This window comes from Citrobacter sp. CK188, from assembly GCF_030333525.1.
Taxonomy (GTDB): Bacteria; Pseudomonadota; Gammaproteobacteria; order Enterobacterales; family Enterobacteriaceae; genus Citrobacter_B; species Citrobacter_B koseri.
On record NZ_JAOWFU010000036.1, the window covers coordinates 387,697 to 408,646 of the forward strand.

Below are 20,950 nucleotides of genomic sequence, written 5' to 3' on the forward strand. Positions count from 1 at the left end.
GCCGCCTTAAATCGTTATGAAATGTGAGGTGACCTACCGTTTTCGCGCGATTTTCTGCTGATAAGAATTTTTTTTCATCTGCCCCCTTGAAGGGGCAAAAACCCATCCCCATCTCTCTGGTCACTAGCCGGGAAACCGTTCACGGGCCGGCGTCACCCATAACTGATAAAGACTTTCTCAAAGGAGAGCTATCAATGAGTATTCGTCCGTTACATGATCGTGTGATCGTCAAACGTAAAGAAGTTGAATCCAAATCTGCTGGCGGCATTGTTCTGACCGGTTCCGCAGCGGGTAAATCAACGCGTGGCGAAATCATCGCTGTCGGTAAGGGTCGCATCCTGGATAACGGTACTGTGCAGCCGCTGGACGTTAAGGTTGGCGACATCGTTATTTTCAACGATGGCTATGGTGTGAAATCTGAGAAGATCGACAATGAAGAAGTGTTGATCATGTCTGAAAGCGACATTCTGGCAATTGTTGAAGCGTAATCCGCGAACGACACTGAACATACGAATTTAAGGGAAAGAGAAAATGGCAGCTAAAGACGTAAAATTCGGTAACGACGCTCGTGTGAAAATGCTGCGCGGCGTAAACGTACTGGCAGACGCAGTGAAAGTGACCCTCGGTCCGAAAGGCCGTAACGTGGTTCTGGATAAATCTTTCGGTGCGCCGACCATCACGAAAGATGGTGTTTCCGTAGCGCGTGAAATCGAGCTGGAAGACAAGTTCGAAAACATGGGCGCGCAGATGGTGAAAGAAGTTGCCTCTAAAGCGAACGACGCGGCAGGCGACGGCACCACCACCGCGACCGTACTGGCTCAGTCCATCATCACTGAAGGTCTGAAAGCCGTTGCTGCGGGCATGAACCCGATGGATCTGAAACGTGGTATCGACAAAGCGGTTGCTGCTGCGGTTGAAGAACTGAAAACCCTGTCCGTACCGTGCTCTGATTCTAAAGCCATTGCTCAGGTTGGTACTATCTCCGCTAACTCCGACGAAACCGTAGGTAAACTGATCGCTGAAGCGATGGACAAAGTCGGTAAAGAAGGCGTGATCACCGTTGAAGACGGTACTGGTTTGCAGGATGAGCTGGACGTGGTTGAAGGTATGCAGTTCGACCGTGGCTACCTGTCTCCTTACTTCATCAACAAGCCGGAAACTGGCGCAGTAGAACTGGAAAGCCCGTTCATCCTGCTGGCTGATAAGAAAATCTCTAACATCCGCGAAATGCTGCCGGTTCTGGAAGCCGTTGCGAAAGCAGGCAAACCGCTGCTGATCATCGCTGAAGATGTGGAAGGCGAAGCGCTGGCTACGCTGGTGGTTAACACCATGCGCGGCATCGTGAAAGTGGCGGCGGTTAAAGCGCCGGGCTTCGGTGATCGTCGTAAAGCAATGCTGCAAGATATCGCAACCCTGACCGGTGGTACCGTCATCTCTGAAGAGATCGGTATGGAGCTGGAAAAATCTACCCTGGAAGACTTGGGTCAGGCAAAACGCGTTGTGATCAACAAAGACACCACCACCATCATTGATGGCGTGGGTGAAGAGTCTGCGATCCAGGGCCGTGTCACTCAGATCCGTCAGCAGATCGAAGAAGCCACTTCCGATTACGACCGTGAAAAACTGCAAGAGCGCGTAGCGAAACTGGCAGGCGGTGTTGCGGTTATCAAAGTTGGCGCTGCGACCGAAGTTGAAATGAAAGAGAAAAAAGCACGCGTTGAAGATGCCCTGCACGCGACCCGTGCTGCGGTTGAAGAAGGCGTGGTTGCCGGTGGTGGCGTTGCGCTGATTCGCGTCGCGTCTAAAATTGCGGAGCTCAAAGGCCAGAACGAAGACCAGAACGTGGGTATCAAAGTTGCGCTGCGCGCAATGGAATCCCCGCTGCGTCAGATCGTGCTGAACTGCGGCGAAGAACCGTCTGTTGTGGCTAACACCGTTAAAAGCGGCGACGGCAACTACGGTTACAACGCAGCAACCGAAGAATACGGCAACATGATCGATATGGGTATCCTGGACCCGACCAAAGTAACCCGTTCTGCTTTGCAGTACGCGGCATCCGTGGCTGGTCTGATGATCACTACCGAGTGCATGGTAACTGACCTGCCGAAAGGCGATGCTCCTGACTTAGGCGCAGCCGGCGGCATGGGCGGTATGGGTGGAATGGGCGGCATGATGTAATTGCCCACACCCTGCATCCTTCAGGCCGCAGGTGCGTTGGTTGCGTTTGCTAACCCCAGTCACTTACTTGAGTAAGCTTCTGGGGATTAACAAACTGGCCGCCTCCCTGCAACCAGAATGATTTGGGTGCTCATCTCCCAGAATTTAGAAACCCCCGGGCAGAAATGTTCGGGGGTTTTTCTTTTGGTCATCTTTTTAGTATAAGATTCAGACATGGACGACGTGAGTGGCGTCCAGCTCATTGATTATGGGGAATAACATGCACGTAAAATATTTAGCAGGGATCGTCGGTGCTGCGCTGCTGATGGCGGGTTGTAGCTCCAGCAACCAACTGACCGCTGCCGGGCAAAGTGTGCGTTTTGTGGAAGACAAGCCTGGCGCAGAATGCCAGTTGATCGGCACTGCGACCGGTAAGCAAAGCAACTGGCTTTCTGGTCAGCACGGTGAAGAGGGCGGCTCCATGCGTGGTGCAGCGAACGACCTGCGTAACCAGGCTGCGGCAATGGGCGGAAATGTGATTTATGGCGTCAGCAGCCCAACGCAGGGAATGTTGTCCAGCTTTGTCCCGACCGCCAGTGAAATGAACGGTCAGGTTTATAAGTGCCCTAACTGATTACACTTCATTCTTCAACCTGCCTCTTTGTTGGCTGCGCTGTGAAACCCCAGTCACATAGTTATCTGTGCTGCTGGGGATTTCTTCGCTTGCCGCTGCGATGCAGGTTGAATGATTTTGTGTAATACAGTGGTCTATACAGGCGTATGTGATCGTAGGCCGGATAAGCGCAGCGCCATCAGGCGTTTTTCGCTTTCTCGACCGACTGCACGCGTAAATGATGCAACGCGCGCAGGCACTGCTCCTGAGTGAGTTTGTGCGTCTTATCAGCGGTTAGCGTTCTGACAAACACCTGGCACGGTTTCCCGGCCAGCTTCTTCAGCCGTGGGCTGAAATCAAGCAGTCGGCGTGAAATGGCCTCTGCCTCTTTGCTGCCAGAAGGGGTGCGGTTTTTCACTACGGCGCCGCTAAAATGTGTTTTACCTGTCTCATCGGTATAACGATAGAGCACCGCCAGATAATGGCTGAAGAGATTGTGCTTCCATTCAGGTTGCGCGTAGGCGTCATATTCCAGATTACCGTTATCCAGACAGTCAGCATCATATAATGGCAGAAAATCCAGTAGTGATGTAATACGCAGCACCAGCTCACGCATACCGGCATTATCTATAGCACGAATAATTGCGCGCACCAGAACGTCAATCTGTAATTCATTAATCATCAGCTCGCATGTTTTACCGTCATGCAGCGTAAAAGAAAGCATGACGTTTTCGCTCTGGTCGTCTACCAGCGTTAATGTATTCACCCGGCGATTAATATCTGCGTTTTTGAGTTCCTCTTCCTGAATGGCCGGAATACTCTCAAGCATTTTTTTACTGACTCTATCCCGTGCTTTTTCATATTGTTGGCGAGCGTTGGGGGACAGGTGATGCTTCTGGTGCAGCCGGCTTTCCAGAGCGATCAGCAGATCTCTTAATTCCAGCGCCGTCAGAAAAAACAACGACTCTTTATTCCTCGGTTCTTTTATTTTTAATGCCAGCGCAATAAACTCATTCGCTTTTCGAATAACGCCTGTATTAACGCCTTTGATACTCATCGCCATAAAGGTTCTCCCTAACCAATTATTAATCAGGTAACTTAATTTGAATCAATGTATAATTTTGAAATATATTCGGTGTGTTATGTTATTAAAATAACATAATATGGAAAGCGTCGCGCTATATGAACGGATTCAAATAAGCGATTTTAAGGGCGAGTGTCCGAAACCGGACACTCGTTTGAACAATTATTGCTGGCGTAACTGCAAATCTAATGGTGTTTTGCTCGGCTCCCCGCCAATTTCACGCGCCAGTCTGGGCACCATATAACCGGATACCCGCGTCAGCAGTTCACGCATAATTCGCCGCGCTTCATCGTCGCTCACCATGAAATGCGCCGCGCCCTGAACTTTATCCAGCACATGCAGGTAGTAGGGCATGACGCCGGCGTCAAACAGCGCATTGCTGAGGTTTGCCAGCGTTTGCGCGTTATCGTTCACCCCGCGTAGCAGTACGCTCTGGTTGAGCAGGGTAACACCCGCGTTGCGTAGCGTCGTCATGGCCTGACGGAACGTGTCGTCAATTTCGTTGGCGTGGTTGATGTGATTCACCAGCAGAATTTGCAGAGAAGAGCGCGCAAAGCGGGCTGCCAGCCCATCCGTAATGCGCGCGGGGATCACGATCGGCAAACGACTGTGGATACGCAGCCGTTTGATGTGCGGGATCGCTTCCAGTTGCGTAAGCAACCAGTCCAGTTCGTGATCTTTCGCCATCAAAGGATCGCCGCCGGAGAAGATGATCTCATCCAGTTCAGGGTGTGCGGCGATGTAGTCCAGCGCGACCTGCCAGTTGCGTTTGTTGCCCTGATTATCCGCATACGGGAAGTGGCGACGGAAGCAGTAGCGGCAATTTACCGCGCATCCGCCTTTTACCAGCAGCAACGCACGGTTGCGGTATTTGTGCAGTAATCCGGGCACGACGCTGTGCTGCTCTTCCAGCGGGTCGGTGGAAAAACCGGGGGCGGTTACGAATTCGTCCTGCGAGGTAAGTACCTGACGCAGAAGCGGATCGTTGGGATTGCCTTTCTCCATACGCGCGATGAAAGATCGCGGTACGCGCAGGGCGAACAGGCGTTTGGCGTCGCGTCCGGCCAACAGTTTTTCATCTGCGTCTATATTCAAAAGATGCAGTAGTTCATCGGGATTGGTCACAACATCGGCAAGTTGCGCTAACCAATCTTCTCTGGATGGGGTATTTAGGGTTACAATATGCGCCATTTTGTGGCTTAGCTACCAGTTAACAATTTTCAGAGGGCCTTATGGCAACGTACTATAGCAACGATTTTCGTGCTGGTCTTAAAATCATGTTGGACGGCGAACCTTATGCGGTTGAAGCCAGTGAATTCGTTAAACCGGGTAAAGGCCAGGCATTCGCACGCGTTAAACTGCGCCGCCTGCTGACCGGCACTCGTGTAGAGAAAACCTTCAAATCCACCGACTCTGCTGAAGGTGCTGATGTTGTCGATATGAACCTGACTTACCTGTACAACGACGGTGAGTTCTGGCACTTCATGAACAACGAAACGTTCGAACAACTGTCTGCTGACGCCAAAGCGATCGGCGACAGCGCGAAATGGCTGCTGGATCAGGCTGAGTGCATCGTGACCCTGTGGAACGGCCAGCCGATCACCGTGACCCCGCCGAACTTTGTTGAACTGGAAATCGTAGATACCGATCCCGGCCTGAAAGGCGATACCGCAGGTACTGGCGGCAAACCGGCTACGCTGTCTACTGGCGCAGTGGTTAAAGTTCCGCTGTTCGTCCAGATTGGCGAAGTGATCAAAGTGGATACGCGCTCTGGCGAATACGTATCCCGCGTTAAATAAGACGCTGATATTAAGATTGATGACAACGTCTGAAATGCCCGATGGCGCAAGTTTATCGGGCCTACGGCGACTGCGTGACGCATGGGTATTAACGCCATCCGGTAAAACAGACGTGGAGTTTGTCAGCAATTTGCTAAGTTGAATTTATGGTGCGGCATTGAGCTGCGCCATACCTTTTCCAGGGCAGGAATGATGAAACGTCTTATCAGTCTTGTAGCACTCATCCTTTTCACCGGCGCGTTGCTGACGGGTTGTAATACCGCGCGTGGCTTTGGTGAAGACATCAAACATCTCGGCAATTCTATCTCTCACGCTGCCAGCTAATTATTTCCAGGTGTCTTAAAAAATCGTCGAACGCCCGTCACATTGCGGGATCTTGTCTATGCTTAAGTGGCTATACACAAACAACATTGGCTAGAAAAGGAAGACGTTATGGTTAAGAAAACAATTGCAGCGATCTTTTCTGTTTTGGTGCTTTCTTCCGTGCTAACTGCGTGTAATACAACACGCGGCGTTGGGCAGGATATCTCTGAAGGCGGCAGCGCCATTTCAGGCGCCGCGACCAGAGCCCAGCAATAAATGTGAACGGTACGGCGTGGCGTCGTACCGTTAATTGATTTGCTCCGGTAAGGATAAAAACGGTGAGTAGCGATTATCCATATGCAATTTCATGCGGATATTGCGTTTGTAGGTGTAGACCGTTTTGCCGTGAATACCGAGCGCAGCCGCGATTGCGTTGTTTCCCGCACCTTCCATCCACATTGTCAGCACCTTTTCCTCCTGCGGCGTAAGCAGCGGCGTGGCGGTTTTTGGCGTGTCAGTAACGGACTGGGCAAGCAGCACGTCCTGAATATTCCGCGATAGCTCATGCAGCGTGGCCTGTTTCGACACTACAGCATGGACCTGATACAGCGGGTCGCTATCGGCCTGGTACTGTACGCCGCCTGATTGCAGCAAAATTAAAGGCGTAGCTCCGCAGGCCATCAGGAGCGGCGCTGCTGGCTTAAAAGAGTGGCTGTAGTTGAAAAAACTATATAAGTCAGCGATAACCAGATGAGGTTTCCACTGGGAAATATGCTCTTTTGCCAGTAGCAGGTTATTCAACCCTGATACCAGGAACGAAGAATCAAATAAGCCAGAATGATTAAGCCAGGCCTCTATCCCCGTGCGGGTGAAATGGCAGCGGTCAATCACTAAAATTTTTAACATAAACTTTCCGCATCCAGAAGTAGGCGATGGCTTCCTGACCTCAGAAAGCGTCTCATCATAGAGAAGTCCGATGAGCGTCGAATGCGTGAACTGCGCTGCGAATTGCGCCCAATTCATGCTTTTGCAACGGCGGAAAATAAAAGGGTTGAATTTGATTTTTTCGCAGGCAAAAATGCTTTCTCACACCTCTGCTTTGCAGGACGACCTGCAAATGTATCTTTCACCGGGGACGGCCCCATTTTTCTGGAGCCAGATATGTCCTGGATAATTTTGTTCATTGCGGGTCTGCTTGAAGTCGTTTGGGCGGTTGGCCTGAAATATACCCACGGATTCAGTCGCCTGACGCCCAGCGTCATTACCATTGCAGCGATGATTGTCAGTATGGCGCTGTTGTCATGGGCGATGAAAACCCTGCCTGTCGGTACTGCCTATGCGGTCTGGACGGGTATTGGCGCGGTAGGGGCTGCCATCACCGGCATTTTGCTGCTTGGCGAATCCGCCAGTCCTGCGCGTCTGGCGAGCCTTGCGCTGATCGTAGCGGGGATTATTGGGCTGAAGCTCAGCGCTCACTAATCCTCCGGGAAAAGCGTTAAGCGCCGGGTTGTTTTACCCAGATTAATTTACTGACATCAAACCCTTCCCGGGTCGCGACGGCCAGCATCTGCTGCTTCATCTCTTCGGAGAGCGTCGGCGTGCGTGAGAGTATCCACAGGTAGTCGCGATCCGGGCCGCACACCAGCGCATGGCGGTACTCTCTGTCGATCGCAATGACGTTATACCCGCCGTAGAAGGGGCCGAAGAACGATACCTTCAGCGCGGCGCGGCTGGGGTCGCCCGTAAACCAGGCTTTCCCTTCTGCTTTCTGCCACATGCCCCTGTCCGGGTTGTAGCCTTTGTTGAGGACGTTCAGGCCACCGTCATCCCGCAGACTGTAGGTTGTCGTCACTTTTTCAAGACCGCTTTCAAAGCGGTGATCGAAACGCGCGATTTCATACCAGGTGCCCATGTAGCGTCTGGCATCAAAGTCAGTGACAACGGTAACGCCCTTGGGCGGGACAGGCGTGCTACACGCGACGACCAGAAACGCAGCGGTAACGGCGGCAACGACAGGCAGCAGGCGCATGGGATTTTCCTTAGCGATTTTTTCTAAGTGTAGAACCTGGCGGGAAAAATAAGGGAGAAGGGGAAATAAAAAAGCGCCCTCTTATCGCGCAGATAAGAGGGCGTATGGCTTAGATTGTGAGGATACCGATTGCCGTAACAACGGTCAGAATCGCCGCCAGACCGTAGAATACCCATTTGCCGCTTGGCACATGGATTTTCAGGTCATGCATCGCATGGTGCATACGGTGTAAACCGCACCACAGCGGCAGGACGATCATCAGGAACAGGAACGCGCGGCCAATGAAGCTCTGGGCGAACGCCAGTACGCGTTCATAGCTCAGCGCATCGCCCGGGAAAAGTCCCAGCGGCAGCAGAATACCCACCAACAGAACCATTACCGGCGCAATAATCGCGCCCCACATACCACCTGCACCGAACAGGCCCCAGAATACGGGTTCGTCAGAGCGTTTTGGATTTGGATTAATCATCCCGGACTCCTTACCAGTACAGGGCAACATACAGTATGACTACGGTGACAACCGCAGTAACAACCCAGAGACCTTTAATGATCGGCTCTGGCCCCATTTTTTCGTCTTTAACAATGATGTTGGCGGCTTTTGGCGCCAGCTCGAACCAGGTTTTGGTGTGCAGCAAGGCTGCCGCCAGGGCGATCAGGTTTAAGATCACCACTACCGGGTTTTGCAGGAAGCCAACGAAGCCCATCCAGGATTCCGCGCCATGTTTGAGGGCAAACAGGCCGAAAATCAGTTCAATGCTGAACCAGACTGCCGGAACCGCCGTGCCTTCGCGCAGCATGTAAAAGCGATAAAACGGCAGTTTTTTCCACCAGGTGGACGTCATTGGCCGCACATAGGCTTTGCGTTTAGTCGTCATGTTGCACTCCTTAGCGTGGTTTCAGGGTGGCGATAAGAAAGTCTTTCGAACTTTCCACTTTACCCTGCTGAATGGCCGCAGCCGGATCGACGTGTTTCGGACAGACTTCGGAGCAGTAGCCCACGAAGGTACAGGTCCATACGCCGTTCTGACCGTTTAACTGCGCCATACGCTCCTTCTTACCGTGGTCGCGGCTGTCTTCGTTATAACGATGCGCCAGCGTGATCGCAGCCGGGCCGATGAACTCAGGGTTCAGGCCGAATTGCGGGCACGCGGCGTAGCACAGACCACAGTTGATGCAACCGGAGAACTGGTGATACTTCGCCATCTGCGCCGGGGTCTGGGTATTTGGCCCCTGATCCGGCGTACGCGGGTTGCCGATGATGTACGGTTTGATCGCTTCCAGGCTCTCGATAAAGTGCGTCATATCGACGACCAGATCGCGTTCGATCGGGAAGTTCCCCAGGGCTTCAACCTTCATACCCTTGGTGTAATCACGCAGGAAGGTTTTGCACGCCAGTTTTGGCACGTTGTTGACCATCATGCCGCAAGAACCGCAGATTGCCATACGGCAGGACCAACGGTAGCTCAGGTCTGGCGCCAGGTTATCTTTGATGTAGCCTAACGCATCCAGCAGCGACGTCGCTTCATCGTAAGGCACTTCGTAGAAAGCACTGTGCGGCGCGGTGTCGGTTTCCGGGTTATAGCGCACCACCTCAATTTTCAGGTTTTTCATCTCAGACATTACGCCTTCTCCTTCTTATCGGCGGCTTCCGCTTCAGCGCCATACACACGTTTTGCCGGTGGCAGAGTGGTGATTTTCACGTCGCTGTATTCCAGGCGAGTTGTGCCATCAGCATCGCGGAAGGCGAGGGTATGTTTGAGGAAGTTGACGTCGTCACGCTCGGTGCAGCCTTCGTCCAGACGCTGGTGAGCGCCGCGTGATTCTTTACGTGCCAGCGCGGAGTGCGCCATACATTCCGCTACGTTCAGACCATGACCCAGCTCGATGGTGTACAGCAGGTCGGTGTTGAATACGCTGGAGGTATCGGTGATACGAACACGCTTGAAGCGTTCCTGCAACTCCGCCAGCTTATCCACGGTTTTCTGCATGAGTTCCGGCGTACGGTAGATACCGCAACCTTCTTCCATCGATAGGCCCATTTCATCGCGGATTTTCGCCCAGTTCTCGTTGCCTTCCTGGTTAACGAGGTCTTTCAGACGTTGTTCAACGCCCGCAACCTGCGCATCAAGCGCGGCGTCGTTAGCCGTACCTGCGGTTGAGGCGCGTTCCATTGCTTGTTCGCCCGCCAGACGGCCAAAGACCACCAGTTCCGCCAGAGAGTTAGAACCCAGACGGTTAGCGCCGTGCAGACCCACAGAGGAGCACTCGCCAACGGCAAACAGACCTTTAATGCGGGTTTCGCAATTCTGATCGGTTTCGATGCCGCCCATGGTGTAGTGCGCGGTTGGACGAACCGGAATCGGCTCTTTAACCGGATCGACACCCACGTAGGCTTTCGCCAGTTCGCAGATGAACGGTAAACGTTCGAGCAGTTTTTTCTCGCCCAGATGGCGCAGGTCGAGGTAAACCACATCGCCACGCGGCGTGGAAATGGTGTTGCCTTTGCGCCATTCGTGCCAGAACGCCTGAGACACTTTGTCGCGCGGCCCCAGTTCCATGTATTTGTTTTTCGGCTCGCCAAGCGGCGTTTCCGGGCCCATGCCGTAATCCTGCAAATAGCGGTAGCCGTTTTTGTTGACCAGAATACCGCCTTCACCACGGCAGCCTTCGGTCATCAGGATACCGGAACCCGGCAGACCGGTCGGGTGATACTGAACGAATTCCATATCACGCAGCGGTACGCCGTGGCCCAGCGCCATGCCCATACCGTCGCCGGTCACGATGCCGCCGTTGGTGTTGTAGCGATACACGCGGCCTGCGCCGCCGGTAGCCATCACCACCGCGTTGGCGCGGATCTGCACAAGCGTGCCTTCCATCATGTTCATGGCCACGAGGCCACGGGCATGACCGTCATCGACCAGGATATCCAGGACGAAGTGTTCATCAAAACGTTGGATTTGTGGGAACTGCAAAGAGGTCTGGAACAGGGTATGCAGCATATGGAAGCCGGTTTTATCCGCGGCAAACCAGGTACGCTCAATTTTCATACCGCCGAAACGACGTACGTTGACGCTGCCGTCCGGGCGACGGCTCCACGGGCAACCCCATTGCTCAAGTTGCGTCATTTCAGTTGGACAATGGTGGACAAAGTAATCCACGACATCCTGTTCACACAGCCAGTCTCCGCCCGCTACCGTATCGTGAAAATGGTAGTCAAAGCTGTCATGATCCTGGGCGACAGCGGCTGAACCCCCTTCGGCAGCAACGGTGTGGCTGCGCATTGGGTACACTTTTGAGATCAGTGCGATTTTAGCGTTAGGATTCGCCTGCGCGGCAGCTATTGCAGCACGTAATCCCGCGCCACCGGCGCCTATAATGGCAAGATCGGCTTGAAAGGTTTGCACGACATTCCTCCAGATTGTTGTTATTTCGTCCCCGTACACCATCAGATTGAACTCCTGATTGATGCGGGTTGCGAACGCGTTTCCACTGCTCCTTTATAGGTACAACAGTATAGTCTTACGGATGTGAGGGAAATTTGACGTGTTCGATTTTTTTAGCGCATCAACGGGTCGATTTATCATTGATTCTGATTAATTTAATTACTAAACCACCTGGCTTCACTTTTTTTACTTTTCCGGCGGAGCGCATTATTCCCGCACAAAATTTGTTTCACTGGCGTGTTACGAGTAGACTTCGTGCCCTTGTCTTAAATCGGAGAAAGTACCATGAGCGAAACGGCAACCTGGCAGCCGAGCGCGTCCATTCCTAACCTGTTAAAACGTGCAGCAATTATGACGGAGATCCGTCGTTTCTTTGCCGATCGTGGAGTGCTGGAGGTTGAGACGCCCTGCATGAGCCAGGCGACGGTAACGGACATTCATCTGTTCCCGTTCGAAACGCGTTTCGTCGGCCCTGGCCACTCTCAGGGCATGAACCTTTATCTGATGACCAGCCCGGAATACCACATGAAACGCCTGCTGGTGGCGGGATGCGGCCCGGTTTTCCAGCTGTGCCGTAGCTTTCGCAACGAAGAGATGGGGCGTCATCACAACCCGGAATTCACCATGCTGGAGTGGTATCGTCCCCACTACGACATGTACCGTTTGATGAACGAAGTGGACGACCTGCTGCAACAGGTGCTGGAATGTCAACCTGCGGAGAGTCTTTCTTACCAGCAGGTGTTTCAGCGCCATCTGGAGATTGATCCGCTGTCTGCGGATAAAACTCAACTGCGTGAAGCGGCGGCGAAGCTGGATTTAAGCAATATCGCGGATACCGAAGAAGATCGCGATACGCTGCTGCAACTGCTGTTTACTATGGGCGTGGAACCGCACATTGGCAAAGAGAAGCCGACGTTTGTGTACCATTTTCCGGCAAGCCAGGCATCGCTGGCGCAAATCAGCACTGAAGACCATCGGGTGGCTGAACGCTTCGAGGTTTACTTCAAAGGTATTGAGCTGGCGAATGGTTTCCACGAACTGACGGATGCGCGCGAGCAGCAACAACGCTTCGAGCAGGATAACCGTAAGCGCGCCGCGCGAGGCTTACCGCAGCAGCCTATCGATAACAACCTGCTGGAGGCGCTGAAGGTGGGGATGCCTGACTGTTCCGGCGTGGCGCTGGGCGTGGATCGTCTGGTGATGCTGGCGCTGGGGGCGGAAAGCCTCGCTGAGGTTATCGCTTTTACCGTTGATCGGGCATAAATCCGAAAACCCCTCTTTTGCGAAACAAAATGGCGCAATGAGCGCCATTTTGTAGCACATTTTTTCAATTCCCCTCTTATAGCCACAATATAAGTCTGGATGTTTGATACCATTCAGGTATCAATTCTGTGTTGATTTTTATTGCTGACCTCTGCAAAGGGGCAGTGCAAACCGGTGAGCGCCGTTTAGCCAACGTGCCCAGAGTAAGGGATGGTTTCATGAACCAGACAATAAAGAAGATGAGCCTGGCTGGCCTCATCCTGATGATATTTACGTCCGTTTTTGGTTTTGCCAATAGCCCGTCGGCGTTTTATTTAATGGGGTATAGCGCGATCCCGTGGTATATCTTTTCTGCATTATTATTCTTTATTCCATTTGCCTTAATGATGGCTGAAATGGGTTCTGCTTATCGAAAAGAAGAAGGCGGAATCTATTCGTGGATGAATAATAGCGTTGGCCCGCGTTATGCGTTTATCGGCACTTTTATGTGGTTCTCCTCCTATGTTATCTGGATGGTGAGCACTGCGGCGAAAGTCTGGGTGCCTTTCTCTACGTTCTTGTTTGGTGCAGATATGACGCAGCACTGGCGGATCGCCGGGCTTGAACCGACGCAGGTTGTTGGTCTGCTCGCCGTCGGCTGGATGATTCTGGTGACCTGTATCGCATCAAAGGGAATTAATAAAATTGCGCGTATTACGGCAGTAGGGGGGATTGCCGTGATGTGTCTTAATTTAGTTTTGTTGTTAGTGAGTGTCGCTATTTTGTTATTAAATGGTGGGCATTTTGCGGAAAATATTAATTTTGTCTCCTCACCCAATCCCGGATATCAATCCGGCCTGGCCATGCTCTCATTTGTTGTTTTCGCTATTTTTGCCTACGGCGGAATTGAAGCGGTAGGCGGCCTGGTGGATAAAACAGAAAAGCCGGAAAAGAATTTTGCGAAAGGAATTGTTTTTGCGGCAATTGTTATTTCCGTTGGTTATTCGCTGGCGATATTTTTATGGGGTGTTAGCACCAACTGGCAACAGGTATTAAGTAATGGCTCCGTTAACCTCGGAAATATCACCTATATTCTGATGAAAAGCCTGGGGATGACGTTGGGTAACGCGCTGCATCTGTCGCCGGAAGCGGCAATGGCGACCGGCGTCTGGTTTGCGCGTATCACTGGCCTCTCCATGTTCCTTGCCTATACCGGCGCGTTCTTTACGCTGAGCTACTCGCCATTGAAGGCCATTATCCAGGGGACGCCAAAAGCGCTGTGGCCTGCGCCGATGACGACGCTGAACGCGGCAGGTATGCCAGCTACCGCAATGTGGATGCAGTGTCTGCTGGTGAGTCTGTTTATTCTGCTGGTCTCTTTTGGCGGTGATACCGCGTCGGCGTTCTACAACAAACTGACGCTGATGGCGAACGTGTCGATGACGTTGCCGTACCTGTTCCTCGCGCTGGCCTTCCCGTTCTTTAAGTCTCGCGAAGGCCTGGAACGGCCATTTGTGATCTTCAAAACCCATGTTTCTACGATGCTGGCAACGGGCGTGGTCGTGCTGGTGGTGACGTTTGCGAATGTGTTTACCATCATTCAGCCGGTGATTGAAGCCGGGGACTGGAATAGCGCGCTGTGGATGACCGGCGGCCCGATATTCTTCTCGCTGTTAGCGATGGCGATTTATCAGAACTACAGCCGCCGGATGGCAAACCAGCCCCGGTGGGCGGTGGAGTAATCTTTTTGCCGTTACCCGGCCTACGCGTTCATTGCTGTTCTGTAGGCCGGATAAGGCGAAGCCGCCATCCGGCATTATTACGGCTTACAAACTTCCCGCCGGGCGACTTTTCCTGGCGGCGGATGTCAGCGTTCTTCCAGTCTGCCTGCCATTCAGGCTTTCCAGGCGCATCTGGAACGGCGGGAATGGCATATCGATACCGTGCTCATGGAAGCCCGCCAGAATCAACTGGTGAATTTCATGGCGCAACGGCATACGGTGCCCCATCTCTGCGGCATAGATACGCAGTTCGAAGATCTGAATCCCCTGTTGCAGGTCAACCAGGAATACTTCCGGCGCCGGGTTGTCAATCACCAGTGAACAGCGGTGCGCCGCAGTCAGCAGAATTTGCGTCACCTCTTCGCTGTTAGCGTCTGACGGCGCCGGGATGGTCAGCACCACACGCGTTACCGAATCAGACAGCGACCAGTTGATAAACTGCTCGGTGATGAACGCTTTGTTCGGCACGATAATCTCTTTACGGTCCCAGTCGCTGATGGTGGTGGCGCGGGTGTTGATTTTGGTCACGCTGCCGGTAAGGTCGCGAATGGTCACCGTATCGCCAATACGAATCGGCTTTTCGAACAGGATGATTAAGCCGGAAATAAAGTTGGCGAAGATCTCCTGTAAACCAAAGCCCAGACCGACACCGAGCGCGGCGACCAGCCATTGTAACTTCGACCATTCAATGCCAATCATCGAGAAACCGACCAGCCCGCCAATCAGCATCAACAGATACTTGGTGATGGTGGTGATGGCGTAGCCGGTGCCGGGCGTCAGATCCAGATGCTGCAAGAGCGCCAGCTCCAGCAGTGCGGGCAGGTTACGCACCAGTTGCGTGGTGATGATAAACACCAGGATCGCAATCAACACCGCGCCCAGCGTAATCGGCTCCAGACTTTCAACCCCTTGCACCGTGGAGGTGACATCCCACAGCGAGATATTCTCCAGGAAGCCAAAGGCGGAATGGATTTCCGACCACAGCACAATGACCGACAGCAGGGCGATAAGCATCAGGATAGAACGTACCAGGCGCAGCGACTGGGCGCTGATGGCGTCGAGATCCACTTCGCTTTCATCCACTTCGACGGCCCCTTCGAGGCTGGTGGAGTGGGCGGGTTCTTCTTCACCGCGCGCACGTTGCGCCAGCATTTCGGCCCGGCGATGCTTAGCGCGATCGAACGCCAGACGGCGACGCTGAATCAGCATCCAGCGGCGAATGACGTGATAGATAACCAGCAGCAGGAACCAGATAGCAACGGAGGTCTCCAGTCGCGCCAGCAGCGCCTGTGCGGTAGCCAGATAGCCGACAGCGGCCGCAAGGATCGCAATGAGCGGCGCGCCCATCAGCAGATTCCAGAGCATACTGTTAACCATATTGTCACCGCTGCCCTCTTTATCGAGGTACAGCGGGATACCGGCGCGCTTCAGACTCAGCGTGACAATCGCGAGCGCGCCGCAAATCAGGATGAAGCAGAGACGCCCCAGCGACGCGGAGAACTCCCGATCGTTAAGATTATCAAACATAATCAGCGCCATAATGAGCGGGACAATCAGCCCGATGCTCATCAGGTAATAGCGCATGGCGCGCGCGACACGGTTTCGGGGCCAGCCAAAATGCGCCACGAACAGACCGTTAGGGCGGGCAAAGGTGGCGCAAATCATGACGACCCACAGCAGCGGAACCGTTGCTGTCACCCCGTCGCCGATGGCGACGGCCAGAGGATAAGGCCATGCCTCCTGCAACCCATAGCCCAGCGTGGCCCACAGTACGGGCAGCGGGGAGGCGACCAGAATCGACCAGAACACGGTGCGCAGCGTCAGCCAGAAGTGATCCTGCGTGACTTTCCCGACGCGGGAGGATGAACGCTCCAGAAAACGGGTGAAATGTTTGCGCGAATAGAGACTAAAACCAACCAGCACCAGCGCGCCAAACAGCGGCAGCAGCGTCTCCTTGCTGGTAAGCATCATGATGCTGGCTTTGCCGAGCTGATTGAACGTATCCAGTGAGATCAGTCGACGCAGATCCTGAACGAGGCTGATAGGCCACGAGAGCGACATCGGACTCACGTCAGACGTCCAGAACAGGTAACGGTGAGTGGCTTCGTTGACCTCTTTCAGCGCGTCTTCCAGTTGACTATTGGACACTTTCAGCTTGGTGAGCTCAAGGATCAACGTATCACCGCCCTGCAACAGTGAATTCAGCAGCTCGCGTTGGGTACGCAGTTGGGCGTCAAGAATGCGGCTCTGCTCAGAGGTCAGCGTTTGACCGTCGTCCTGGCGAATCTGACGTAGTTGCGGTTGTTTGTTGAGCAGGTCTTCGTAGCGCATACGGTGTACGCGCAGCTGCGCCATTTCGGTGTCTAACTGCTGTGGCTTGGGCATTTCCGGGAGACGCGATACCTGCGCGCGCAGGGCTTCCCCCAGCATATTCGATACGCCTAACCACTGCGACTGTTCCCGCAGGGTGTTCAGGGCCTGACGAACCTGTAGCGTCTGGCTGGTGGCCTGGCGTTGCTGTGAGGCCACCAGATCCATGCGTTGCGCCTGCTGGTTAAGCGCCTGTGACAGCTCGCGGTTCACCTTGAACTGTTCGATAATGCCCGGCGGCAGGTCAGCGCTGTTTTCCGCCAGCAGTTCGGTGCTTTCCAGCGCTCGCTCTGCTTCTCGTTGGCGCTGGCTGTTTAATTGATTGCGTAATGCCTGCAACCAGGCATCCAGCTGTTGGCTCTGTTTTTCCGCCAGTTCGGAGCGCATTCGCGCCAGTTCCTGACGGTTATTCGCCGAAAGCTGCGCCAGTTCCAGCTCATCAACCTGCGCTTTGAGTCTGGCGGATTCGGCCTGCATACTCAGATTTTGCGCCTGGTTGAGCGGGGAGTTGCCGCTGGCGGTGCCGATGCGCCGCTCAATCTCATTTAACTGGCGACGGGCATCCGTTTGCTGTTGTGGAAGCTGGCTTAACGAATCGGCGATTTCACGAGCGCGCTCTCGCTCCTGCTGGGCCTGACGGCTTTTATCCAGCAACTGGCTGCTGACCTGGAGGATCTCCTGGCTTAGCGCATCGGTGGACATGCCTGGCGGCACGCTGCGCGGTTCATCGCGCAAGTTATTGAGCTGTGCGCGTAGCGTCGCGGACAGCTTAGGGAAATTGTCGATAACTTGCTGATATTGTTCGGCGCGCTCAAGAGAACCTTTTCGTTCCTCAAGCGCGTTCAGCGCGGACTGGAGGGCCTCTACGGCCTCTGGCTGAGCGGGTTTTGCTGCTTTAGCCTGCTCCAGTTCCTGGGCAATCAGTTTGGCGTCGGGGGCCGTCGCAGCGTACGCCCCCAGGCTGAGGCACCAGGCCATCAGAAAAGTGATAATCAGGCGCACAGCAGCGATCCTTTATTTAACTTTCGTCTTTCTTGTCGTCAACCAGCGGGCTGGCGTCGTGTTCGGCGTTGATCTCTTCTTCCGGCAGCGGCGCGGGTTCCGCTTCAGGGGTCACGAAGAGTTCGGTAGAAACGGCCAGCGGCTGACCGATTTTGGTCACTGACAGGCTTTGCAGCTGTTCAGCCAGCGTGACTTTACCCGGCGCAAACAGGTTGATCACGGTTGAACCCAGTTTGAAACGGCCCATCTCCTGACCTTTCAACAGCGCCACAGACCCTTCGCTTTCCCCTTCCGGCCAGGTCCAGCGTTTGATCACGCCTTCACGCGGCGGCGTAATGGTTCCCGCCCAGACGGTTTCGATGCTGCCGACAATGGTCGCCCCGACCAGAATTTGCGCCATTGGGCCAAACTCCGTGTCAAACAGGCAGATCACGCGTTCGTTACGGGCAAACAGGTTTGGTACGTTCTGCGCGGTCAGGTGATTCACCGAGAACAGATCGCCCGGTACGTAGATCATCTCGCGCAGGATACCGTTGCACGGCATGTGTACGCGGTGGTAGTCGCGCGGAGAGAGGTAGGTGGTGACAAACGAACCGTTGCGGAACAGGTCCGCCATCAGGTAGTTACCTGCCAGCAGCGCTTCCAGGCTGTAGTTGTGACCTTTCGCTTGCAGGATTTTATCTTCTTCGATTTTACCTGACTGGCTGATCACGCCGTCAGCCGGCATTACCAGTACGTTTGGATCGGTATTCACCGGACGGACGTCGTCACGCAGCGGACGAACAAAGAAATCGTTAAAGGTGCGATAGCTGGCGGTATCCGGCTTCTGCGCCTCTTTCATATCGACCTTGTAGTATTTCACGAACAGATCGATAACCAGTTTGGTCAGCCAGCCCGCTCGTTTTCTCGCGCCCCAGCCCGCCAGGCGAGTGAGCCATAGTTTCGGCAGAATGTATTGTAGCGAAAGTTTAAATGAGTTTAACAAGGTAGCCTCCAGGCCATTGTTGTTCCTGAACCGGCATTGACGCCGGCATCCTGAAAAAAGGGGACGATTCTAGCGATGCTTAGCGTAGTTGTCAGTCGTCCATATCAGAAAAGTTTTTACGTGTTTTTACCTGTGCCATGCTTTCCAGAATGCGGTGATAATTTTCGAAACGGGTTTCTGCAATTTTACCGTCTTCTACCGCTTCACGGATGGCGCAACCTGGGTCGGTATCATGCTTGCAGTCGCGATATTTGCAATGGCCCAGGTAGTCATGAAATTCGACAAATCCGTGGGTGATTTGTTCCGGTTCGAGATGCCAGAGGCCAAATTCGCGTACCCCGGGGGAGTCAATCACATCGCCGCCGTGCGGGAAGTGATACAGGCGCGCGGCGGTCGTGGTGTGCTGCCCCAGACCGGAGTTATCCGACACATCATTGGTGAGGATCGCTTCTTGCAGGCCCAGAAGGGCGTTCAACAGGCTCGATTTTCCAACGCCAGACTGCCCGGCAAAGATGCTGATACGGCCGGTTAGCGCCTCTTCTAATGGTTTGAGGCCATCTTGCGTATGGCTGGATACCATCAACACGCGATAGCCGATGTCGCGATAGATATCCATCTGCTCATTAACGAAGTCCATCCCTTCGTCATCCAGCAGATCGATTTTATTGAGCACGATGATCGGTTCAACCTGCAACGTTTCGCAGGCCACCAGGTAGCGGTCGATAATATTGAGTGACAGCTCCGGCAAAATGGCGGAGACAATGACGATTTGGTTGATATTGGCGGCAATAGGCTTCACGCCGTCGTAGAAATCCGGGCGCGTTAGCACGGAGGTGCGTTCGTGTACGGCTTCGACGATCCCTTTGACGTTAACGCCTTCAGCCGCCGCTTTACCCGGACGCCAGACGACGCGATCGCCGGTGACCAGCGAACGGATCGTGCGACGGATGTTGCAGCGGTGAATCTCGCCATCGGCGGATTCTACGTCGGCATGCATGCCAAAGCGGCTGATGACGATACCTTCAGCGGTCTCGCCGAACAGGTTGTCATCGAAGTCTGCCTTCTCCGTGGACGTTTTTAGACGACGCTGATGATTGGCTTTCACGCGGCGCTGTTGGCCTTTGGAGAGTTTATTTTTACTCAATCGTACTGGCTCCTGGTCGCCCGCAATGGGCAAAACATCTATGATACACGCTATTTTAGATGAATATAGTCACACTGACTGTGACCTCTGAAGGGTGGAAAATAGCATGAGTGCCAATGAAAACAACCTCATTTGGATAGATCTTGAGATGACCGGCCTGGATCCCGAGCGCGATCGCATTATTGAGATCGCGACGCTGGTGACCGATGCCAACCTGAATATCCTGGCGGAAGGGCCGACGATTGCGGTGCATCAGTCTGCTGAACAACTGGCGTTAATGGATGACTGGAACGTGCGTACCCATACCGGAAGTGGTCTGGTGGATCGGGTAAAAGCCAGCACGTTTGACGATCGCGCCGCAGAACTGGCGACCATTGAATTTTTAAAAGAGTGGGTTCCGGCAGGTAAATCACCGATTTGTGGCAACAGCATCGGCCAGGATCGCCGTTTTCTGTTTAAGTACATGCCTGAACTGGAAGCCTATTTCCACTATCGCTATCTGGATGTGAGTACGCTGAAAGAGCTGGCGCGTCGCTGGAAGCCGGAAATCCTTGCTGGTTTTACCAAGCAGGGGACGCACCAGGCGATGGATGATATTCGCGAGTCGGTGGCGGAGCTGGCTTATTACCGCGAGAATTTTATTAAGCTGTAAACGGCGTATTTGCCGGATGGCGAAGCGAAGCGTCTTATCCGGCTTACGCTTTGCCTGCCGGGTGTGCTTGCGGCGGGGTGAATTTGGCGCTAAATTGTACGCTTTGCTGATAAATTCAACACTCAGAACGAAAACGGAAAAAATTGCGTTTTAGGGGGTTGCAGCAGAAAGGATTTCTCGTATAATGCGCCTCCCGTAACGACGCAGAAATGCGAATTACGACAGCAACAAATTTAATCACAGAATTTCAGATAACAGTCTGAAAAACGAAGATTAAGCGGGAATAGCTCAGTTGGTAGAGCACGACCTTGCCAAGGTCGGGGTCGCGAGTTCGAGTCTCGTTTCC

General features: G+C 53.6%; 21 protein-coding genes. 10 read left to right on the forward strand and 11 right to left on the reverse strand.

What is annotated here, in order from left to right; all coding sequences use genetic code 11:
* Window positions 1-194: 194 nt before the first annotated feature.
* From OGV67_RS19330 to OGV67_RS19340, 3 genes are all read left to right on the forward strand, one after another.
* Entirely contained in the window at window positions 195-488 is a 294-nt protein-coding gene (locus OGV67_RS19330; protein WP_000027827.1) for a co-chaperone GroES, read from the forward strand.
* Between the two features lie 43 nt (window positions 489-531).
* Window positions 532-2,178 carry a chaperonin GroEL gene (groL, locus tag OGV67_RS19335; RefSeq protein ID WP_012134466.1) on the forward strand — a complete coding sequence of 549 codons (1,647 nt, stop codon included), beginning with the start codon at window positions 532-534 and terminating at the stop codon, window positions 2,176-2,178.
* Between the two features lie 259 nt (window positions 2,179-2,437).
* A complete protein-coding gene (locus tag OGV67_RS19340; protein ID WP_024130803.1) occupies window positions 2,438-2,791 on the forward strand; it encodes a DUF4156 domain-containing protein in 354 nt (117 codons plus the stop codon).
* Between the two features lie 178 nt (window positions 2,792-2,969).
* On the opposite strand, the gene OGV67_RS19345 is transcribed toward OGV67_RS19340, so the two are convergent.
* Both OGV67_RS19345 and epmB read right to left on the reverse strand, forming a co-directional pair.
* Window positions 2,970-3,833, reverse strand: coding sequence for a YjeJ family protein (locus OGV67_RS19345; protein ID WP_071257322.1), 864 nt, complete (start codon window positions 3,831-3,833; stop codon window positions 2,970-2,972).
* A 183-nt stretch (window positions 3,834-4,016) separates the two neighbouring features.
* A complete protein-coding gene (gene epmB, locus OGV67_RS19350) occupies window positions 4,017-5,045 on the reverse strand; it encodes an EF-P beta-lysylation protein EpmB (protein ID WP_012134462.1) in 1,029 nt (342 codons plus the stop codon).
* 41 nt (window positions 5,046-5,086) lie between these two features.
* Between epmB and efp the strand changes: the two genes are divergently transcribed.
* From efp to ecnB, 3 genes are all read left to right on the forward strand, one after another.
* Window positions 5,087-5,653 (forward strand): elongation factor P, encoded by a 567-nt coding sequence (gene efp, locus OGV67_RS19355; RefSeq protein WP_012134461.1) that lies wholly within the window; start codon window positions 5,087-5,089, stop codon window positions 5,651-5,653.
* A gap of 189 nt (window positions 5,654-5,842) precedes the next feature.
* The gene (ecnA, locus tag OGV67_RS19360; protein ID WP_024130802.1) at window positions 5,843-5,977 is read left to right on the forward strand and encodes a lipoprotein antitoxin entericidin A; all 135 of its coding nucleotides are present in this window, start codon (window positions 5,843-5,845) and stop codon (window positions 5,975-5,977) included.
* Window positions 5,978-6,085: 108 nt separating this feature from the next.
* Complete coding sequence (ecnB, locus tag OGV67_RS19365) at window positions 6,086-6,232, forward strand: lipoprotein toxin entericidin B (protein WP_024130801.1); 147 nt, start codon at window positions 6,086-6,088, stop codon at window positions 6,230-6,232.
* 30 nt (window positions 6,233-6,262) lie between these two features.
* Here the strand turns inward: ecnB and OGV67_RS19370 are convergent, their stop codons facing one another.
* On the reverse strand, window positions 6,263-6,862 hold the full coding sequence (locus OGV67_RS19370; RefSeq protein ID WP_024130800.1) for a LuxR C-terminal-related transcriptional regulator: 600 nt from the start codon (window positions 6,860-6,862) through the stop codon (window positions 6,263-6,265).
* 255 nt (window positions 6,863-7,117) lie between these two features.
* Between OGV67_RS19370 and sugE the strand changes: the two genes are divergently transcribed.
* Complete coding sequence (sugE, locus tag OGV67_RS19375) at window positions 7,118-7,435, forward strand: quaternary ammonium compound efflux SMR transporter SugE (RefSeq protein WP_012134457.1); 318 nt, start codon at window positions 7,118-7,120, stop codon at window positions 7,433-7,435.
* 16 nt (window positions 7,436-7,451) lie between these two features.
* On the opposite strand, the gene OGV67_RS19380 is transcribed toward sugE, so the two are convergent.
* The 5 genes from OGV67_RS19380 to frdA all read right to left on the reverse strand — a co-directional run bounded on the left by OGV67_RS19380 (window position 7,452) and on the right by frdA (window position 11,389).
* On the reverse strand, window positions 7,452-7,985 hold the full coding sequence (locus tag OGV67_RS19380) for a lipocalin family protein (RefSeq protein WP_115615220.1): 534 nt from the start codon (window positions 7,983-7,985) through the stop codon (window positions 7,452-7,454).
* A 109-nt stretch (window positions 7,986-8,094) separates the two neighbouring features.
* Window positions 8,095-8,454 (reverse strand): fumarate reductase subunit FrdD, encoded by a 360-nt coding sequence (frdD, locus tag OGV67_RS19385; RefSeq protein WP_012134455.1) that lies wholly within the window; start codon window positions 8,452-8,454, stop codon window positions 8,095-8,097.
* Window positions 8,455-8,464: 10 nt separating this feature from the next.
* A complete protein-coding gene (frdC, locus tag OGV67_RS19390; protein ID WP_012134454.1) occupies window positions 8,465-8,860 on the reverse strand; it encodes a fumarate reductase subunit FrdC in 396 nt (131 codons plus the stop codon).
* 10 nt (window positions 8,861-8,870) lie between these two features.
* Complete coding sequence (gene frdB, locus OGV67_RS19395) at window positions 8,871-9,605, reverse strand: fumarate reductase iron-sulfur protein (protein ID WP_012134453.1); 735 nt, start codon at window positions 9,603-9,605, stop codon at window positions 8,871-8,873.
* The gene (gene frdA / locus OGV67_RS19400) at window positions 9,605-11,389 is read right to left on the reverse strand and encodes a fumarate reductase (quinol) flavoprotein subunit (protein WP_047459485.1); all 1,785 of its coding nucleotides are present in this window, start codon (window positions 11,387-11,389) and stop codon (window positions 9,605-9,607) included. The genes frdB and frdA overlap by 1 nt, the downstream gene beginning before the upstream one ends.
* A gap of 324 nt (window positions 11,390-11,713) precedes the next feature.
* Between frdA and epmA the strand changes: the two genes are divergently transcribed.
* Both epmA and yjeM read left to right on the forward strand, forming a co-directional pair.
* A complete protein-coding gene (gene epmA / locus OGV67_RS19405; RefSeq protein ID WP_012134451.1) occupies window positions 11,714-12,691 on the forward strand; it encodes an elongation factor P--(R)-beta-lysine ligase in 978 nt (325 codons plus the stop codon).
* Between the two features lie 218 nt (window positions 12,692-12,909).
* A complete protein-coding gene (gene yjeM / locus OGV67_RS19410) occupies window positions 12,910-14,412 on the forward strand; it encodes a glutamate/gamma-aminobutyrate family transporter YjeM (RefSeq protein ID WP_115615219.1) in 1,503 nt (500 codons plus the stop codon).
* A gap of 84 nt (window positions 14,413-14,496) precedes the next feature.
* On the opposite strand, the gene mscM is transcribed toward yjeM, so the two are convergent.
* From mscM to rsgA, 3 genes are all read right to left on the reverse strand, one after another.
* On the reverse strand, window positions 14,497-17,823 hold the full coding sequence (gene mscM, locus OGV67_RS19415; protein ID WP_115615218.1) for a miniconductance mechanosensitive channel MscM: 3,327 nt from the start codon (window positions 17,821-17,823) through the stop codon (window positions 14,497-14,499).
* A gap of 16 nt (window positions 17,824-17,839) precedes the next feature.
* Entirely contained in the window at window positions 17,840-18,808 is a 969-nt protein-coding gene (gene asd, locus OGV67_RS19420; protein WP_012134448.1) for an archaetidylserine decarboxylase, read from the reverse strand.
* A 91-nt stretch (window positions 18,809-18,899) separates the two neighbouring features.
* Entirely contained in the window at window positions 18,900-19,952 is a 1,053-nt protein-coding gene (gene rsgA / locus OGV67_RS19425; RefSeq protein ID WP_104867864.1) for a small ribosomal subunit biogenesis GTPase RsgA, read from the reverse strand.
* Between the two features lie 106 nt (window positions 19,953-20,058).
* Between rsgA and orn the strand changes: the two genes are divergently transcribed.
* Window positions 20,059-20,604: an oligoribonuclease gene (orn, locus tag OGV67_RS19430; protein ID WP_049011514.1), complete on the forward strand. Its 546-nt coding sequence runs from the start codon at window positions 20,059-20,061 to the stop codon at window positions 20,602-20,604.
* Window positions 20,605-20,950 lie beyond the last annotated feature (346 nt).

Coding starts and splice junctions, on each gene's coding strand:
- OGV67_RS19340 (WP_024130803.1), top strand. CDS start 2,438: ATGCACGTAAAATATTTAGCAGGGATCGTCGGTGCTGCGCTGCTGATG.
- OGV67_RS19330 (WP_000027827.1), top strand. CDS start 195: ATGAGTATTCGTCCGTTACATGATCGTGTGATCGTCAAACGTAAAGAA.
- orn (WP_049011514.1), top strand. CDS start 20,059: ATGAGTGCCAATGAAAACAACCTCATTTGGATAGATCTTGAGATGACC.
- efp (WP_012134461.1), top strand. CDS start 5,087: ATGGCAACGTACTATAGCAACGATTTTCGTGCTGGTCTTAAAATCATG.
- ecnA (WP_024130802.1), top strand. CDS start 5,843: ATGATGAAACGTCTTATCAGTCTTGTAGCACTCATCCTTTTCACCGGC.
- OGV67_RS19370 (WP_024130800.1), bottom strand. CDS start 6,862: ATGTTAAAAATTTTAGTGATTGACCGCTGCCATTTCACCCGCACGGGG.
- frdC (WP_012134454.1), bottom strand. CDS start 8,860: ATGACGACTAAACGCAAAGCCTATGTGCGGCCAATGACGTCCACCTGG.
- frdD (WP_012134455.1), bottom strand. CDS start 8,454: ATGATTAATCCAAATCCAAAACGCTCTGACGAACCCGTATTCTGGGGC.
- epmA (WP_012134451.1), top strand. CDS start 11,714: ATGAGCGAAACGGCAACCTGGCAGCCGAGCGCGTCCATTCCTAACCTG.
- OGV67_RS19345 (WP_071257322.1), bottom strand. CDS start 3,833: ATGGCGATGAGTATCAAAGGCGTTAATACAGGCGTTATTCGAAAAGCG.
- frdB (WP_012134453.1), bottom strand. CDS start 9,605: ATGTCTGAGATGAAAAACCTGAAAATTGAGGTGGTGCGCTATAACCCG.
- epmB (WP_012134462.1), bottom strand. CDS start 5,045: ATGGCGCATATTGTAACCCTAAATACCCCATCCAGAGAAGATTGGTTA.
- OGV67_RS19380 (WP_115615220.1), bottom strand. CDS start 7,985: ATGCGCCTGCTGCCTGTCGTTGCCGCCGTTACCGCTGCGTTTCTGGTC.
- groL (WP_012134466.1), top strand. CDS start 532: ATGGCAGCTAAAGACGTAAAATTCGGTAACGACGCTCGTGTGAAAATG.
- ecnB (WP_024130801.1), top strand. CDS start 6,086: ATGGTTAAGAAAACAATTGCAGCGATCTTTTCTGTTTTGGTGCTTTCT.
- yjeM (WP_115615219.1), top strand. CDS start 12,910: ATGAACCAGACAATAAAGAAGATGAGCCTGGCTGGCCTCATCCTGATG.
- sugE (WP_012134457.1), top strand. CDS start 7,118: ATGTCCTGGATAATTTTGTTCATTGCGGGTCTGCTTGAAGTCGTTTGG.